17 protein-coding genes are annotated in these 15,914 nt (G+C 57.1%); 8 read left to right on the forward strand and 9 right to left on the reverse strand.

Features of this window, described 5'->3' with window-relative positions; all coding sequences use genetic code 11:
• The first annotated feature begins 21 nt into the window (after positions 1–21).
• The 3 genes from K5845_RS01585 (at position 22) to K5845_RS01595 (ending at position 2,978) form a co-directional block, all read left to right on the forward strand.
• The gene (locus K5845_RS01585) at positions 22–1,674 is read left to right on the forward strand and encodes an arylsulfatase (protein ID WP_287958142.1); all 1,653 of its coding nucleotides are present in this window, start codon (positions 22–24) and stop codon (positions 1,672–1,674) included.
• A gap of 120 nt (positions 1,675–1,794) precedes the next feature.
• Entirely contained in the window at positions 1,795–2,040 is a 246-nt protein-coding gene (locus tag K5845_RS01590; RefSeq protein WP_046477501.1) for a DUF3302 domain-containing protein, read from the forward strand.
• Positions 2,037–2,978, forward strand: a complete 942-nt coding sequence (locus K5845_RS01595) for an HlyD family secretion protein (protein ID WP_046477499.1) — start codon at positions 2,037–2,039, stop codon at positions 2,976–2,978. The genes K5845_RS01590 and K5845_RS01595 overlap by 4 nt, the downstream gene beginning before the upstream one ends.
• Here the strand turns inward: K5845_RS01595 and cbiB are convergent, their stop codons facing one another.
• Positions 2,979–3,956, reverse strand: a complete 978-nt coding sequence (cbiB, locus tag K5845_RS01600; protein ID WP_287958144.1) for an adenosylcobinamide-phosphate synthase CbiB — start codon at positions 3,954–3,956, stop codon at positions 2,979–2,981.
• Between the two features lie 4 nt (positions 3,957–3,960).
• Here cbiB and cobD point away from each other — a divergent pair, with 4 nt between their 5' ends.
• On the forward strand, positions 3,961–5,022 hold the full coding sequence (gene cobD, locus K5845_RS01605) for a threonine-phosphate decarboxylase CobD (protein ID WP_287958145.1): 1,062 nt from the start codon (positions 3,961–3,963) through the stop codon (positions 5,020–5,022).
• Here cobD and cobS read toward each other — a convergent pair.
• The 3 genes from cobS to cobT are packed head-to-tail and all read right to left on the reverse strand — an operon-like array spanning position 5,019 to position 7,407.
• A complete protein-coding gene (gene cobS / locus K5845_RS01610) occupies positions 5,019–5,759 on the reverse strand; it encodes an adenosylcobinamide-GDP ribazoletransferase (RefSeq protein ID WP_046477495.1) in 741 nt (246 codons plus the stop codon). The genes cobD and cobS overlap by 4 nt on opposite strands.
• Positions 5,756–6,352: a histidine phosphatase family protein gene (locus K5845_RS01615; protein WP_090226682.1), complete on the reverse strand. Its 597-nt coding sequence runs from the start codon at positions 6,350–6,352 to the stop codon at positions 5,756–5,758. The genes cobS and K5845_RS01615 overlap by 4 nt, the downstream gene beginning before the upstream one ends.
• Positions 6,352–7,407, reverse strand: coding sequence for a nicotinate-nucleotide--dimethylbenzimidazole phosphoribosyltransferase (gene cobT, locus K5845_RS01620; RefSeq protein WP_046477490.1), 1,056 nt, complete (start codon positions 7,405–7,407; stop codon positions 6,352–6,354). The genes K5845_RS01615 and cobT overlap by 1 nt, the downstream gene beginning before the upstream one ends.
• A gap of 118 nt (positions 7,408–7,525) precedes the next feature.
• On the opposite strand from cobT, the gene K5845_RS01625 reads away from it, so the two are divergent.
• Together K5845_RS01625 and cobU are read left to right on the forward strand one after the other, a co-directional pair.
• A complete protein-coding gene (locus tag K5845_RS01625) occupies positions 7,526–8,212 on the forward strand; it encodes an adenosylcobinamide amidohydrolase (protein ID WP_287958147.1) in 687 nt (228 codons plus the stop codon).
• 66 nt (positions 8,213–8,278) lie between these two features.
• Entirely contained in the window at positions 8,279–8,803 is a 525-nt protein-coding gene (gene cobU, locus K5845_RS01630) for a bifunctional adenosylcobinamide kinase/adenosylcobinamide-phosphate guanylyltransferase (protein ID WP_287958149.1), read from the forward strand.
• 67 nt (positions 8,804–8,870) lie between these two features.
• Here the strand turns inward: cobU and K5845_RS01635 are convergent, their stop codons facing one another.
• The 4 genes from K5845_RS01635 to K5845_RS01650 all read right to left on the reverse strand — a co-directional run bounded on the left by K5845_RS01635 (position 8,871) and on the right by K5845_RS01650 (position 12,962).
• Complete coding sequence (locus K5845_RS01635) at positions 8,871–10,016, reverse strand: transglycosylase domain-containing protein (RefSeq protein WP_090226685.1); 1,146 nt, start codon at positions 10,014–10,016, stop codon at positions 8,871–8,873.
• Complete coding sequence (locus K5845_RS01640) at positions 10,013–10,294, reverse strand: hypothetical protein (protein ID WP_046477486.1); 282 nt, start codon at positions 10,292–10,294, stop codon at positions 10,013–10,015. The genes K5845_RS01635 and K5845_RS01640 overlap by 4 nt, the downstream gene beginning before the upstream one ends.
• A gap of 105 nt (positions 10,295–10,399) precedes the next feature.
• Complete coding sequence (locus K5845_RS01645; protein WP_046477485.1) at positions 10,400–11,458, reverse strand: sensor histidine kinase; 1,059 nt, start codon at positions 11,456–11,458, stop codon at positions 10,400–10,402.
• Positions 11,445–12,962, reverse strand: a complete 1,518-nt coding sequence (locus tag K5845_RS01650; RefSeq protein ID WP_046477483.1) for an ATPase domain-containing protein — start codon at positions 12,960–12,962, stop codon at positions 11,445–11,447. The genes K5845_RS01645 and K5845_RS01650 overlap by 14 nt, the downstream gene beginning before the upstream one ends.
• A gap of 431 nt (positions 12,963–13,393) precedes the next feature.
• Between K5845_RS01650 and K5845_RS01655 the strand changes: the two genes are divergently transcribed.
• Positions 13,394–14,131 carry a Crp/Fnr family transcriptional regulator gene (locus K5845_RS01655; protein ID WP_082101242.1) on the forward strand — a complete coding sequence of 246 codons (738 nt, stop codon included), beginning with the start codon at positions 13,394–13,396 and terminating at the stop codon, positions 14,129–14,131.
• Positions 14,132–14,148: 17 nt separating this feature from the next.
• Here K5845_RS01655 and K5845_RS01660 read toward each other — a convergent pair whose 3' ends face one another.
• On the reverse strand, positions 14,149–15,042 hold the full coding sequence (locus K5845_RS01660; protein ID WP_090227386.1) for a LysR family transcriptional regulator: 894 nt from the start codon (positions 15,040–15,042) through the stop codon (positions 14,149–14,151).
• Positions 15,043–15,140: 98 nt separating this feature from the next.
• Between K5845_RS01660 and K5845_RS01665 the strand changes: the two genes are divergently transcribed.
• Positions 15,141–15,890, forward strand: a complete 750-nt coding sequence (locus K5845_RS01665; RefSeq protein ID WP_287958151.1) for a sulfite exporter TauE/SafE family protein — start codon at positions 15,141–15,143, stop codon at positions 15,888–15,890.
• Positions 15,891–15,914 lie beyond the last annotated feature (24 nt).

A 15,914-nucleotide genomic window follows, 5' to 3' on the forward strand; every position in this document is an offset into this window, starting at 1 on the left:
TGACATAGCGAGGATTTCACAATGCAAGACGTTGAGAACCACGATAATCAAGCGGCGACTGATTCATTCACCCCTAACCGCAGGAATGTCTTGCTGACGGGAGCTTCGCTCATTGCGTTGGCAGCAGTGAACGGGTCGCAACAAGACGCAAAAGCGCAAGCCGCGCCGGAATCCGCTCCTACCGCAGACGATAGCAAGCCGAATATTCTCATTATTTGGGGTGACGACATCGGCATGTGGAACATCAGCCACAACAATCGCGGCATGATGGGCTACACGACTCCCAACATCGACCGGATCGCCAAGGAAGGCGTTAGCTTCACCGACTATTACGGGCAGCAGAGTTGTACAGCTGGTCGCGCCGCCTTCATCGGCGGCAACGTGCCGGTGCGTACTGGAATGACGAAAGTTGGCTTACCTGGCGCAAAGGAAGGTTGGCAGAAAACGGATGTCACCTTCGCCACCGTTTTGAAGAGCCTCGGGTACTCCACCGGCCAGTTCGGCAAGAACCATCAAGGTGACCGCGACGAACACCTGCCAACTATGCACGGCTTCGACGAATTCTTCGGCAACCTCTATCACCTCAACGCCGAGGAGGAGCCAGAGAACGAGGACTATCCGAAAGACCCTGAATTCCGGAAGAAGTTCGGCCCACGCGGAGTGATCCATTCATGGGCAAACCCGGATGGAACGCAGAAGGTAGAAGACACGGGGCCCCTCGACAAAAAGCGCATGGAAACCGTCGACGATGAGACCGTCGCCGCTGCTAAGGACTTCATCCAACGCCAGCACAACGACGGCAAACCTTGGTGCACATGGTGGAACGGAACCCGTATGCACTTCCGTACACACGTAAGGCAGGAGCATCGGGGAATTTCAGGTCCCGACGGCGACGAATACCATGACGGCATGGTCGAGCACGATGGGCACGTTGGTGAGCTATTGCAGCTGATCGACGAACTTGGCGTGGCCGACAACACGATCGTGTTCTACTCGACCGACAACGGACCGCATTTCAATACATGGCCTGATGCGGCGATTACGATATTTCGAAGTGAGAAGAATTCGAACTGGGAAGGCGCTTACCGGGTGCCGGCGTTCGTACGTTGGCCCGGAAAATTTCCAAGCGGCGTCACTCTGAACGGAATCGTCTCGCATGAAGACTGGCTCCCAACCTTCGCTGCGGCGGCAGGGGATCCAGTTATAAAAGAAAAGCTCTTACAAGGTGTCGAACTCAATGGTCGTTCCTACAGGAACTACATCGACGGCTACGACATGCTGGGATACCTCTCCGGAGAGGTCGAGGAGTCTCCGCGCAAAGAGTTCATGTACGTCAACGACGACGGTCAAGTAGTCGCGATACGGTATGATGCGTGGAAAACCGTTTTCTTGGAGAACCGCGGGCAGGCCTTCGGTGTGTGGCGTGAGCCGTTCACGGAGCTTCGCGTTCCGCTGCTGTTCAATCTGCGCCGAGATCCATTCGAACGCGCGCAGCACAACGCGAACATATACAATGACTGGTTCCTCGACCGGGCATTCGTTCTCGTGCCGCTGCAAGGTCTCGCCGCCAAATTCCTACAGACCATGAAGGACTATCCCCCAAGCCAGACACCGGGATCCTTCAATCTCACAAAAATCGAAGCTCAACTGAAAGAGAATATGGGCGCAAGGTGACGTCCCTTTACGGGCTGCGCAAGTATCTCGCGCAGCTCGTACCACCACGCGTCTTGAATATGACGCCGACAATATTCGTCAGAGAAGAAGCGTCCTACTTCGAAATTCCGGAGGGAATATATGCATTTCATTGATATATTCGCCATTTTCATTCTAATCATCTTACTCAGCACATTGATCGCTATCTTTGTCGCTTTGGGAATGGCGCCGGGGTATATCGCGAAGAAGCGTAATCATCCGTGGGCAGAAGGTGTCGCAGTGGCGGGTTGGGTTACTCTGATCTGTGGTTTTGTTTTCTGGCCACTCGCCCTCGTCTGGGCCTTTGTCGACGCCCCCGCACCCTATAAGCGGGAGGCTGCTCGATGATCATATTTCTCGTTCTCGTCTACCTTCTCATTCTTTTCATACTGGTCAAGATCAAGATCATTCCGTTCAATCTGTTCTGGAAACTTTCTCCGATCCTCGTATTTGTCCTGCTCAATATTCTCCTCTTCATTCCTATGGGCTGGGCCGCACCCTCGGGCCCGCTTCTCGTCAGACGGCATTCGGTTCCAATTGTACCAGACGTAGCCGGAGAAGTTATCGAAGTTCCCGTCGAGGCCAATGTTCCGCTAAAGGCCAACGACGTCCTTTTTCGCATCGATCCTGTCCCGTTTCAGACGCAGGTCGACTCACTCGATGCACAACTCAAGTTTGCTCAGCTCCGTTACGAACAAATGGCCGAGCTGCATAGCCGGGATACCGGAAGGCTGTTCGATGTCCAGCAGCGTGAGGCTGAAGTCAAACAGCTCCGGGCACAACTCGAAGCGGCGAAATGGAACCTCGATAAGACGGTCGTCCGCGCGCCCGCCAATGGCTACGTGACGAATATCGCGCTTCGTAAAGGGGCGCGCGTCGCATCCCTACCGCTCTCTCCCGCGATGGCGTTTATCGATACATCTGAGACGCTCATCGGCGTAGAGATCAAACAAATCAGTGCGCGGTTCGTTGAACCTGGGCAGCGCGTCGAAGCGACCTTCAAGTTCTTTCCAGGGAAGATCTTTAAAGGTCGCGTGGAATCTGTACTCCAGGCGATCGCTTCTGGTCAGACCCAAATATCGGGGCAAGCCATTGCCCCCCCGAAGGTATTTTCTGATCCCTTCGTCGTGCTGATTAAACTTGATGATGCGAAGTCAGCACAACGCTTGCCGGCAGGCACCGCTGGCGATGCGGCAATCTTCACTGAGCGTCTCAAGCCCACGCATGTGATACGACGCGTGATGCTTCGGATGACGGCGATCATGAACTACATCAACCCGTTCTAGCTAAATCCAGACGTTCATAGCAATCGCGAGAACGGCAATAGCAACGGCCTGTATCACGCACGCGATGCGATAGACTTGCAATGCGCGCCGGATATCGACCGCGTTGGCCTCAGCACGTCCCTGTCCCATCCAATGATCAGGGACTGTCAGGCCATCATATATCCTCGGTCCCGCAAGTTTGAGGCCGAGCGCACCGGCCATTGCCGCTTCAGGCCAGCCCGCGTTCGGCGATCGGTGCTGGCCCGCATCGCGGGCGATTGCCTGTAACGCATCGCGTCCGTTCATCTGCGGAAGAAGAAACGCAGCAGCGGCGATCAGCAAGCCGGACAAACGCGATGCTGGTAAGTTGACAATGTCGTCCAGACGGGCTGCGGCCCAACCGAACGCCAAGTAGCGATCGCTCTTATGTCCGATCATGCTGTCAGCGGTATTGATGGTCTTGTATGCAGCTACCCCAGGCAGCCCGGAGATAAGGAGCCAGAAGGTCGGGGCAACAATGCCATCGGAAAAATTCTCAGACAGGCTCTCAATGGCGGCTCGACTGACGGCATGCTCATCAAGCGACGTCGGATCGCGTCCAACAATCATCGCAACAGCTCTGCGGCCGGATTCTATGCCCTCACTTTCGAGCGCATCGGCAACAGCTTCGACGTGCTGATACAGGCTGCGTTGCGCGATAAAGGCACTGGCGACGATACCGACAATGACGACATTCAGGGGATGCGGTAAAAGCCGGTCAGCAATGAGCACACATGCGAGGCTCGCAATCAATGTTGCTGATAGGCACACAACGAGTGCCATTAGCCCGTTGAAGCGCCTTTGTTCGAATGAATATTGCGTCCCATTCCAGGCGCTCTCGCACCATGTTATCAGTCGGCCGATCCAACTGACAGGGTGCCCCAACGCGCGATACAGCCTTTGCGGGTAGCCGCAGGCTGCTTCGAATAACAATGCGATCAGCGTGAGAGGAGCGTACACGGGTTTGCAGTTCAATAGCTTGGCACAGCCGACAGGTGCTACCACGATGGCGACGCAGCCGGAACATCTATTGCACGGCGGAAACCTCGACGCGGCGCGTCAACGTTTTCCTTCCGCGCCAGAGCCGTGGATTGACCTGTCGACGGGTATTAATCCTTTTCCTTATTCGATTCCACCGTTGACCCCGGAGATATGGTCGCGATTGCCGCAGCGCTCTCATGAGTTGGCGTTGCGCGAAGCTGCTGCCCGGAGCTATGGCGCGCAGAACCAGGACATGGTCATCCCCGCCTCAGGCACGCAAGCCCTCATACAGATTCTGCCACGGCTTATTGCTCGCTCGCAGATCGCTATTCTCAGTCCGACTTACAGTGAGCACGCCAAGGCTTGGCGGCACGAGGGCCATTACGTTGTTGAAGTTCCCGACCTGACGACCATCGCGAGTGCCCGCGTGGCCATCGTCGTCAATCCCAACAATCCTACCGGCCAAGTCATACCTACAGAACGATTGCGGGGGGTGGCCGCCGAGCTGCAGTCCCGAGATGGGCTGCTTGTGGTCGACGAGGCGTTCGCCGATGTCATGGCGCCAGACGTAAGTCTTATTCCTGATCTTCCGCCCGCAACGATCGTACTTCGCTCCTTCGGCAAGATGTATGGGCTTGCCGGATTGCGCCTCGGATTTGCGATTACGCACGAAGACCTTGCTTCACAGCTGCGCGATTATTTTGGACCGTGGGCGGTATCCGGTCCGGCTTTGTCGATCGGCGCAGCAGCCCTTGCCGATATCGCGTGGCGCGAGAAAGCCGTGACGCGGCTGCAGAACGCTCAGCGCAGGCTCGATGCACTTCTGGAAACCTGCGGTGGCTGCTCGGTTATCGGCGGAACGCCTCTCTTTCGCCTCGCCACGCATTCGCGTGCGGCGCAAGTGGCCGACACATTGGCGCAGCACGGCATCCTTGTGCGCCAGTTCTCCTACGCGCCAACGTGGCTGCGCTTTGGCTTGCCGGGACCGGAAGAATCTTGGCGGCGGCTGGAGCAGGCGCTTCGCGCGATTGGCACCAACATCTAGCCTGCGAGGATGACGGCAGCCACGACAACTGCCAACAGCAAGAGCGTCTCCGTCACTTCGACGCTCGCACCGAGACAATCGCCCGTGATGCCCCTTAGACGGACGCGCCAATAGACGGCGATCAACGGGATGATGAGCAGGGCCGCCAACAATGCGGGAGCCAGCCAGACGCTCAAAAGCGCCAAGATGCCCCCTTGGACAACGACAACGGGTCGGTTGATCTGCCAAGAGAAGCGCTCTCCTGATCCGCTTGCCAGAGGCGGCACGTAGAGGCTCCACACTTGTGTGCCCCATCGCGCCCACGCAGGAACAAGGACGAGCGCCGCCAGCGTGTGCCATCCTTCGGAAAGTTGAGCCAAAAGCACCAACTTAGCGATGAGCAGCAAAACGATTGCTATGACGCCAAAGGATCCGACATGGGGATCGCGCAGCACTTCCAGAAAACGCTCAGGAGAACGATGCGCCGCGCCCAGCGCATCGGCCACATCGCCGAGCCCGTCAATATGCAGACCGCCTGTCACCCATACCCACAGCACGAGCGCTACGAGCGCCCCAAGCCAGGGTGAAATGAAATATCCCGCCCAAAAGCCTGCGGCGACAATGGCCCCGATAATTGCCCCAACCACGGCAAACCACCCTGCCGAACGGGATAGATCCGCCGGATTGAATTCCGCGGTTTGCGGCGCTGGAAGTCTCGTCAGAAATTGAAGGGCGTAGCCGAATGTCTGCAAATTCATGGCTGCACGATCTCGATAATCTCGCCCCAAAATTTCCCGTCTACACGGCCGAAGCGCAAGGTGATGCGGGTCCCGTAGTCAATCTTAAGTGCCCAAACACGATCTAGGGGAATATCGCAAGCGAGGGAGAGAGCCGCGCGCATTGGCCCGGCATGGGTGACGATGAGCGCGTTACCCTCGTCTGGCGCCTCCAGAAGTCTGCCAAGTGCAAGAGCGATGCGATCGCTCAGCGTCGTCCAGTTTTCTCCACCAGGCGGCCCCGAGGCGTTTGGATCACGATAAAAGGCATCTAACGCCTGTGCGATCTCAGCATCCTTCCGGAGCTCCGCGACCGGCTTCCCATCCCATGCGCCAAAATCGAGTTCCGCCCAGTCTTTATCGCGGCGTGTCTGCACGTTGCGCGCGTTCGCAAGCTGTTCGGCCGGTTCGCGGGCACGTTTCAGTGGCGATGTCAGGATTATACAGTACTCACGATTTCTGGTCTGCTTCTCGAACTGCTGCCAACCCAGTTCCGACAAGACTGCGTCGGTGCGGCCCAGCAGCACCCCTTTTCTTTCTGTTTCGCCGTGACGGAGCAGATCGATCTGGCGCATCAGCCACGCCCCGACACGTTCGCTTCGTCAAACGTTGCCATGCCGGCGTGCAGGGCACAGACAAGTTTCACGATAGGGAGCGCCAAAGCAGCGCCAGAGCCCTCCCCGAGCCGCAGCTTCAGATCGAGTAGCGGTTCGGCATCTAACGCTTCGAGAACCTGCTGATGACCCTGTTCATAGGAGCGATGCGAATAAACGAGCCACTCCTTGCACGATGGATTGATCCGCACAGCCAGAAGCGCTGCGACGGAAACGATAAAGCCATCGATCAGAACCGGGACACGCGATTGAGCGGAGCTGATAATCGCACCCGTCAGAGCCGCAATTTCCAAACCACCGACACACGCCAGAGTTTCGAGCGGAGATTTTTCCGTCCCTCCTAGTCCATGCAGCTTCAACGCGGCGTTGATCATGCGTGCCTTGTGCTCGACGCCCTTATTGTCGAGGCCGGTGCCACGCCCCACGAGATCATCCGGGGACTTTGAAAGAAGCGCAGAAGCGACAGCGGCTGCCGACGTCGTATTGCCTATGCCCATCTCGCCCAGGATGAGTAGATCGGCGCCAACGGCTGCACGCTGCACGGCTCTCCGCCCCGCTGCCATTGCGAACTGGGCTTCCTCGATCGTCATTGCGGGCTCGGTCGAGAAGTCCCGCGTTCCAGCGCATTGCTTGTCTCTCACAACACCGGGGATCTCCGTTGTTGCCAGCGTTCCGACATCGACGACCTCAAGAGGCGCTCTGAGTTCACGCGCAAGAACGGATATCGCCGCGCCGCCTGTTGCGAAGTTGTGAAGCATCTGAACCGTTACGGCCGAAGGATAGGCTGAGACGCCGTGCAGAGTTATGCCATGATCGCCCGCAAACAGAATGATGCGCGCGTCGTCGACCTTCGGGCGCTCAGTCTCCTGAAGCGCGGCAAGCCGCACTGCAAGCCGCTCAAGAATGCCAAGCGAGCCGGGAGGTTTCGTCAATGAATTCTGGCGGTTCTCGGCTGCTGCGGCATGTTCTTGAGAAGGGAGGGGACAGGAGAGGGTTGTCCAATCGTCGCTTTTCACTCTTTACCCTTTGATCTTGGAAATTGGCGGTGCAGGTTGAATGTCCTTGACCGCTTGTCAAGCGCAGCCGCGTGCTCGAAAGCAACACATTAATTTCACTGCCCTGAGGCCCATTCCTGTGACACTTCCTTTTTCGGTGAGTTGCCTTCGCCCGTTTCTGGTGGCGAAGTTCTTCGAACCTCAACGCATGCTGAGCTGGTCTCTCACGCACCCGGGCGCACGGGTGGCGCAGTGCGTTGCCTGGATAGAGGTGTGTAACACGGATCTGCCGCAAGATACCGACGCCGCCTCGTACATTTCCCGACGCATGGTAGAGGCCAATCTGTCAGACGCAGTCACGCTAGTGACCTCTCGCGATATTCGCCGTCATCACGTCTCACAATCGATCATCGAGGACGATGCCGCCACCTGTCTCACAACAGCGGGACTTTCAAACGGCGAACGCGTCGGCCGACGTATTTCCACCCCTGTGCCGTTGGCTGGCACGATCAATACGCTTCTGCATGTGTCGCGGCCGCTTTCAGAGGGGGCTTTCCTCGAAACAATGTCCGTTGTGACGCAGGCGCGCACGACTGCGATACTTGAGGCCGATGTTCAGCGCGATGGCGTCACCTTAACGGGAACGGGGACCGACTGCATTGTCGTCGCAGCACCAATAAACGGTACGGTCGCACAATTCGCGGGCCTGCACACTGCCCTCGGTGAAGCGGTTGGCGCAGCCGTGTACCAGGCGACGCGGGACGGCGTTGAAACATGGCAGCGCGATCGGGAAACTTCTTTCGCGCACCGCACCGCTCGTGCTTAAGCGGTTGCCGCGCACACTCCGGTCCTGATATTGGGCGCACTGAACTTCACCGACGAATTCGAAAAGATGCCTTCAGAACCTAACAACCACATCACGCTTGTGCTTGGCGGCGCGCGATCCGGCAAAAGCAAAAAAGCGGAAAGCCTCGTGATGGCTCTTCCCCCGCCGTGGATCTATGTTGCAACGGCCCAAGCCTTCGACGGCGAGATGCGGGAGCGTCTCGAGGCTCATAAAGAGCGTCGGGATGATCGTTGGGCGACCGTGGAAGAGCCGCTCGACTTAGCGCAAGCTGTTCGCGACAACTGCGAGGATGATGGCGCACTGCTTGTTGATTGCCTTACGCTCTGGCTCAGCAACGTCATGTTGGCAGGTCGCTCGGTGGAATGGGAGAGCGACGCCCTGTTGGCTGCGATTAAAGAAGCTCGTGGAACGCTGGTCATCGTTTCCAACGAAGTCGGGCTCGGTATCGTGCCGGACAATAAGCTCGCTCGAGAGTTTCGAGATGCGCAGGGGCTGCTCAATCAACGCGTCGCAGAGATTGCTGACAACGTTATCCTTATGGCAGCCGGCTTACCGCTTACTTTGAAATAGCCTTTGGATTGTTCACATGGGAAGCGGCTAGCGCTTCCCATTGCAATTCCGCGTCTGTGCTCTCGCGTTAGTTTCCGATCAACGGTTCCGCTCGTGCAAAGTGCGCCGCCGATACCGTTATCAGTCCGTCTTCGGCCATACGATCGAGGACCCAATCGCGGCGTTCCTTCGCGCGCTCATGATTGGTTGGGACATCGAGCCGGTAGTTGTTCGGTGCCTTTGGAAGGGCGGCGAGATAGGCCGCTTCCGCGACAGTAAGACCAGCGGGGTCCTTGCCAAAATACTGCTCGGCAGCCGCAGCGATCCCATAAGCATGACCGCCGAAGTAGATCTGGTTGAGGTAGAGTTCCAGTATCCGGTCTTTATCCAACGCATCCTCGATACGGCTAGCAAGGATGATTTCCTTCACTTTGCGCGAGATCGATGGGGGCTGCCCCGTAAGCAGAATATTTTTGGCGAGCTGCTGTGTGATCGTGGCGGCACCGGAGGGCTTGCGGCCACTTCCCAAATCTCCGACGTTCTGGAAGGTGGCGCGAACAATCGCGGACACACTGAAGCCGGAGTGGCCATAATAGTCCTGATCTTCAGCGGCGAGGAACGCCTTTACGACGTGTTTCGGGATCGATGTCAGCGGGATGAAGCGACGGTACTCAGCCAACCGACCGCTATCATCGTAACGCACGATATTCGGCGGCGTGTAATTGGCAATATCCGCTGTGCTTGGCAGCTGTCGACCGTAACTCCAGAAAACACCGCCAACGGTGAAGGCACCGAGCATGAGGACAAGCCCAAGGGCCGCCACACCGCGGACAACCGTTCGCTTCATGCCTCCCGCGATCGCATAGGGTGCTGAAAGCGGTTTGGTCGGCATGTTCCACGCCTTGGAGAGTTTCGCGATCATCTCCGCAGAAAGGTGTCGACGCCGGTTCAGGATTTCGGAGGCCCGAGAGCGGGAGCCCAGGACTTGCGCCAAGTCCGCCTGCGTGCGCCCCTGAGCCTGCATCGCGAATGTCAAAAACTCAATCGGATCGGGCGGCTCTACGGGATACGATTTACGCTCGTAATCGGCGACAAGAACACAGAGCACTTCAAGACGGTCTCCGTCCTCCGAGCCGGCCGGAGCGTCAAAGAGCCGGTCAATTTCAGCGAGAGCGGCGCGATGGTCTGCTTCAGATTTAATCGGCCTGATGGTTTGAATCGCGGACTTCGTCATCTCTTTCGAGTCTCCTTCATCGCCGAAACAGACGTGATGCGAACCACGCCGAGCTGATAGTTGATGTTGAGCACGACGCGACAGCCTGCATCACGCAACTCCAGAACTGTCTGAGTGCCTTCATCGGCGCCGACGAGAGCACCGCATTCACGGGCAAGACCATCAGGGTTCGTCCACACTGCTTGCTGCAGCAGAACATTGAGCGCGCGCAATGCCGGCCTCGCTCGCGGATTCTTATCCGCGTAGTCCGTCAAAACTGATGCACCCACTATCGTCATGCCATAGCCAAGCTCCCAAACATGGGAACATACTATGCGCAAGTTTAAGGAATTCCAAGCACGAAATCTGGGAAAGTTAGAGGCGATTGCCGAAGCGGAAGCACTTCATGCCGCGGGGTGCAGCGTTGGTTCCGCGGATCTGGATTTCTCGGTCAGAGGAATATTCATCCGGCAATGAAGTCCTTCTCGCTCGTAGGCGATCTCAATCTCCGCACCGCACTGTGCAGCAAGCACCCGATGTAGCAGCGTTGACCCGAAGCCTTTGCGACGTGGTTGCTTGACCGGTGGCCCCCCGCGTTCGGTCCAACTAATCGAGAGTTTGCGCCCCGGGTTGACGTTTGCGACCCTCCACAGAACCTCTATGCTTCCATCAGGCGCAGATAAAGCGCCGTACTTTGCAGCATTTGTCGTTAGCTCATGCACAGCCATACCGATCGGCACGGCGAGGTCAGCTGATAGTTCCACCTGGGGACCGTCAAGTACGATCCGTTGCTTTGCAGCATTATCATAGTGGCCTAATTCGTTCCTCAGAAGTTCGATTAGCGACGCCGTCTGCCAATAGTCTTCGGTCAGCAGATTGTGCGTGCGGCCAAGCGAGACGATCCGCTCAACGAAGGAATGATGAAAATCATCAATGGATCGCGCAGTGCGGGCCGTTGCTCCGAGCAATCCCTGCACCGTGGCGAGAGTATTCTTGACCCGATGATGCAATTCGCGAATTAGCAGTTCCTGGCGTTCGTGTGTCTGTTCGCGTTCTTGCAAATGCGCTTCGACTTCGCGTTGCCGGTGACGTGCTCGCACCGCCGATTTGACGGCGTTGACTAAAACAGTCGGGTGGAACGGACGCTCCAGCACCGTCACGTTTCCCAGCAACTCAATGAGATGCTCGACCGGTGTATCCCCACGAAAGGTAAGTAGAACGAAAGGGAGGTCCGACCATGCCGACTGACGCACTATCCAATCCGCAAGTGCTGCGCGATCAGCGTTTAAAAGCGCCTCCTCCGTGACGACCGCGCAAGAGGCCCCGTCCAGCTTTGCGACAAGATCACTAAGTTCGGAGCACACTTCGGATTCAATGGCAACTTCACGTAGGATAGCTGACGCGACTGAACCGTCTCGCCCGGTCGGGGCAAGTAGCAGCACAGGCGCGTCATAGCTCTCCATTGTATTCCACCTCACGATCATCAAGGAGCGTGGCGGATTCGCCATCGAACGTCGGCACGCCCGTCAGCACACCCCGGAATTTTTCCAGAGGCAGACCAACGCGCAAGCCCCGATGATCGATCCTAAATTCCCTGATCGTATCTTCGTGAGATCCGGTCCGCCTTTTCAACACCGACAAGGCCCGCCGAATGCGACCATTCGCTTCAAAGAACCGCAGCATCACTACAGAGTCGCTCAAGTACGTGAGGTCCACCGGTGACACCATTTGTCCGACCATGCCGTGCTGCGAGAGAATTAGGATTGTAACAACACCCTGCTGATTCAGGTATGTCAGCAGCTCGTGCATCTGCAGAACAACGAACGGCTGCTCCGGCATCGCGTTCAAGTAGCCCGTCAAGCTGTCAATCACGACGAGGCGTGTACCGCGTTCCTCAACCGCCGCTCTTACGCGGCCGGAAAACTCTCCCGGCGAGACATCGGCTGGATCAATCTGCTCAATCTTCAATCGGCCAGTGTCAATGTGGGGGCTAAGGTCGTATCCAACGCCCTTAGCCCTTTGCAGTAGAATTCCTGTGGTCTCATCGAAACTGATGATCAAAGCGGGCTCGCCACGCTGCAATGATTCCCACAGGTGGCTTAGGGCTAAGGTGGATTTTCCCGCACCGGAGGGGCCCACAATCAGCGTGCTCGTACCGCGAGTCAGGCCGCCCCCAAGTATTTTGTCCAAACCAGCAACGCCGCTTGGGATCACATCAAGTTCGAAGTTTCGATGATGATGAGCAGCCTTGAGACGCGGGAATATCCGTAGACCGCCACGTTCAATGATCAGGTCGTGGTAGCCACCGCGGAAGGCCGTTCCGCGCATCTTCGTAACGGTAACCCTGCGCCGCTCAGAACCGTAAGCCGGTACGACCTGATCAAGACGTATTACTGCGTGACTTATAGAATGCAGGTTGAGGTCATCATGATCCGACGTGAGGTCGTCAAGCATAAGGACAGTGGCATCGTTCAGCAGGAAGTAGCTCTTCAGGGCGAGCACCTGCCGCCGATACCGCAATGAGCCTTGAGACAGTAGTCGTATTTCGGAAAGTGAATCGAAAACAACGCGCGTGGGTTTTACTCGTTCGATTTCCGCCATCGCCATGCGGACTGTTTCACCTAGCTCAAGGTCGGAGGAATAGACGAGACTTTGCTGCTGTTTCGGATCGAAGCTCAACTCCGGAGGAACGAGTTCGAATATCTCGATGCCATCGAGCGACCAGCCATGACGAGACGCTACAGATAGGAGTTCCCGACGGCTTTCTGAAAGTGTGATGTAGAGGCAGGTCTCACCGAGCTCCCGTCCCTCCAATAGAAACTGAAGGCCTAACGTCGTTTTGCCGGAACCCGGCCGTCCCTCAATGAGATGTGCCCTGTTCGTGGCATAACCGCCCACTAAAATTTCATCGAGACCTGGAACACCAGTTGGGATTGGCGCTGCATCAGTACGCAAGGGTGCTGTCATTCAATAACCTTATCTGGCGAAAGCAGTCTTTCGCTTGAATTGGAGCGCCCATCGAACATCGCCGCGTTCGCTCCGTTTGTGGGGCACGGCCGAGGGGCTCTCGCGAACGAGATAGCGCGAATGCCCGTCGATCCCTTGTGATCGTGTTGCCCGCTTTATTTCAGCGGTCCGTGCACAAGCTTGCGCGTTGCGACACTGGCTCGTTATCGACCCCTAAATTCCTCGTCTAGCGGCGCGTAATCGCGGCACTGTAAACAGAGCTTCAGTAGTTTGTCTGTCCACTTGTGAACACTTTGGGGGGGATCGGCGTTTAGCCCGCGTTGTTAATTGCTAAGCGGGGTATCCGTGTGGATCATTCTGTAACGACGGGGGCTTCTGAACCCTACGCCATTCGAAATAATCTTTTGCGCTCTTTGAAGCGTGATGACCTTATGCTTTTAGAGCCTTTTCTTCAGGAAATGCATGGAGAAACCGGCGCGATACTAGCCGAGCCTGGCGACCCCGTGCAGTATGCCTATTTCCCTTGTGGTCCGGCGTTGGCCTCTTTTGTCATCGTCATGGATGATGGCCGCGCTGTCGAAACAGCCTTGATCGGGCGAGAGGGCGCCGTTGGCGGAATAGTAAGTCAGGGCCGGCTGCCCGCTTATGCTCGCGCAATCGTACAATTTCCAGGACCGTTCCTGCGTATATCCATCGGTGATCTGGAATACGCAAAGGCAAGGTCACTGACGCTTCGCTACTTGTTTGCGAGATATGCTGATTGTCTCTTGGCCCAGGTCTTCCAATCAGTCGCGTGCAATGCCGCTCATTCCATTGAGCAACGAACGGTGAAGTGGCTGCTCGCTGCTATTGACCGCACTGGAGACCACCAGGTTCCTCTTACCCAGGAGCAGCTCGCAGGCATGCTCGGAGTTGGGCGGAGCTACGTGAGCCGCGTCATGCAGTCGCTCAGGGCTAGTGGACTTCTTGAAACGCGACGCGGCAGCGTTTGCATTCGGGACGCTGAACGTTTGGCATCCTTATCATGCGGCTGCAATGATGCTCTCAAGCGCCATTTTGACCTCGTACTCGCTGGTGTTTATCCCACCTGCATTGAGAGTACGGCACAGAGACTTGCCATGGCCAATGACGTAAACGGCTCAAACGGTGCGACGGGCGCGCATTTGTAGCTTTGCTCCGCTCCTGCTCACGCCCGGTTCCCAGTTCCAAGATGTCTCATAAGAGCTCGCGCCACAGGTGTCAGCTCCATTTCCGAGCGAAAACATAACGACAACTGTCGAGTCGCCCAGGCGTCCTCCAGACGGATCGCCACGATGCCCAGTGCTCGGCGGCATCGCCGGGCGGCTGCTTCCGGCATGATCGCTAATCCGACATCGTCCGACACCATTCGGCACATGCCTTCGAACGTTCGGACACGGACACGAAACTTCAGTTTCTGTGCCATGCGCGCGACTTGAAGCTCGATATGAGCTTGCAGAGCGCTATCGGCTGACAGGCCTACAAACTTGTATTTGAGCACACTGGAAAATGCGACGCGCTTGAACGCAGTCAATGGATGACCTCGCGGTGCGACAATCACCAGACGATCAATCGCAAAAGGCTCAAGTTGTAAAACGCCGGGATCGACAGCATCGGAAACGATGCCTAGCTCCGCCAGCCCCCCGGTCACAGCCTGAACGATGTCCGAACTCTGTCGCTCCCTCAGATCCACATCAATCCGAGGATGCGCTGCTAGCCAAGGCCCAAGCCTCTCCGGCAAGAATTCAGCAATCGCCGCGGTATTGGCCAGGAGCCGGATCGTCGCTTTTGCACCCTTGGAAAATTCTCCAAGCTCGCCTTGCATATGATCGACTTGGCGCAGGATCAAACGGGCATGGTGAGCAAGCGCCTCTCCGGCTTCCGTCGGCGTCACGCCTCGTCGTCCCCGTTCAAGGAGCATTACACCGCTTGCCTCTTCCATGCCGCGTAGACGCTCGCTCGCGGAGGGCAACGACAAGTTCGCCCCGGCAGCACCGTGGGTGATGCTGCCGGCTTCGATAACCGTAAGAAACAAGCGGAGGTCTGTAAGGTCGAAGCGCATACGGCGCATATTACAAGACCTGTAGCCTTCGGCACAGCCTAAGTCTGTCTCTGGATCATCCGCATTGCCTGACGTCATCGGGACCGTCCAGATGAGGCATGGCAGAATTCTCGACCTCGCTCTTCAGCCCCATCGCCCTTACGTTCTTCCTTGCCGGTCTCGTCAAGGGTGTCACCGGCATGGGGCTTCCAACCGTCGCGATGGGCATCCTCGGCGCTTTCATGCCGCCGGTCGCCGCAGCTTCGCTCCTGATCGTGCCGTCGGCTGTCACCAACGTTTGGCAACTTTTGATGGGACCTAGCTTCTGGGCCCTCCTCAATCGACTCAAGTTTATGATGGCTGGAATCGTCGTCGGGACCGTGTCAGGGGCGTCCTTTATTGCCAGCGGCGATATGGCGGTCACCACCGCCGCACTCGGTACGGCGCTGGTGATTTACGCGCTCTATAGCTTGATCGCTCGCCAGCTCCGTGTGCCAGATGCTTCAGAAAAATGGCTTTCTCCGCTTATTGGCCTGACGACGGGTGTCGTCACAGGCGGTACGGGTGTCTTCGTCATTCCTGCCGTGCCTTACCTTCAGGGTCTCGACCTGAAACGGGATGACCTGGTGCAAGCGCTGGGCCTCTCCTTCACCGTATCAACCATCGCGCTCGCAATCGGGTTAGGTTTGCAAGGTGCTTTGCAAGTGTCGGATCTGGGTATGTCGACGCTCACCATTGCTCCAGCGCTCGTTGGCATGTGGACCGGGCAATTGATCCGCCAAAGGATCAGCGCAGCGGCGTTTCGCCGATGGTTCCTTCTTGGCCTCGTGGTCCTTGGCACGGAACTGATGAGTAGAGGGCTCATTTGAAATCAGCTCGAAAATATACGCTGC

Origin of the sequence: Filomicrobium sp. (genome assembly GCF_025698805.1) — a bacterium.
GTDB lineage: Bacteria > Pseudomonadota > Alphaproteobacteria > Rhizobiales > Hyphomicrobiaceae > Filomicrobium > Filomicrobium insigne.

Excerpts from the sequence above, each read along its gene's own strand:
- K5845_RS01655 (WP_082101242.1), top strand. The coding sequence starts at position 13,394 with ATGCTTTTAGAGCCTTTTCTTCAGGAAATGCATGGAGAAACCGGCGCG.
- K5845_RS01660 (WP_090227386.1), bottom strand. The coding sequence starts at position 15,042 with ATGCGCTTCGACCTTACAGACCTCCGCTTGTTTCTTACGGTTATCGAA.
- K5845_RS01590 (WP_046477501.1), top strand. The coding sequence starts at position 1,795 with ATGCATTTCATTGATATATTCGCCATTTTCATTCTAATCATCTTACTC.
- K5845_RS01585 (WP_287958142.1), top strand. The coding sequence starts at position 22 with ATGCAAGACGTTGAGAACCACGATAATCAAGCGGCGACTGATTCATTC.
- cobU (WP_287958149.1), top strand. The coding sequence starts at position 8,279 with ATGCCTTCAGAACCTAACAACCACATCACGCTTGTGCTTGGCGGCGCG.
- K5845_RS01640 (WP_046477486.1), bottom strand. The coding sequence starts at position 10,294 with ATGACGATAGTGGGTGCATCAGTTTTGACGGACTACGCGGATAAGAAT.
- K5845_RS01665 (WP_287958151.1), top strand. The coding sequence starts at position 15,141 with ATGGCAGAATTCTCGACCTCGCTCTTCAGCCCCATCGCCCTTACGTTC.
- cobS (WP_046477495.1), bottom strand. The coding sequence starts at position 5,759 with ATGAATTTGCAGACATTCGGCTACGCCCTTCAATTTCTGACGAGACTT.
- K5845_RS01635 (WP_090226685.1), bottom strand. The coding sequence starts at position 10,016 with ATGACGAAGTCCGCGATTCAAACCATCAGGCCGATTAAATCTGAAGCA.
- K5845_RS01595 (WP_046477499.1), top strand. The coding sequence starts at position 2,037 with ATGATCATATTTCTCGTTCTCGTCTACCTTCTCATTCTTTTCATACTG.
- K5845_RS01615 (WP_090226682.1), bottom strand. The coding sequence starts at position 6,352 with ATGCGCCAGATCGATCTGCTCCGTCACGGCGAAACAGAAAGAAAAGGG.
- K5845_RS01645 (WP_046477485.1), bottom strand. The coding sequence starts at position 11,458 with ATGGAGAGCTATGACGCGCCTGTGCTGCTACTTGCCCCGACCGGGCGA.
- K5845_RS01650 (WP_046477483.1), bottom strand. The coding sequence starts at position 12,962 with ATGACAGCACCCTTGCGTACTGATGCAGCGCCAATCCCAACTGGTGTT.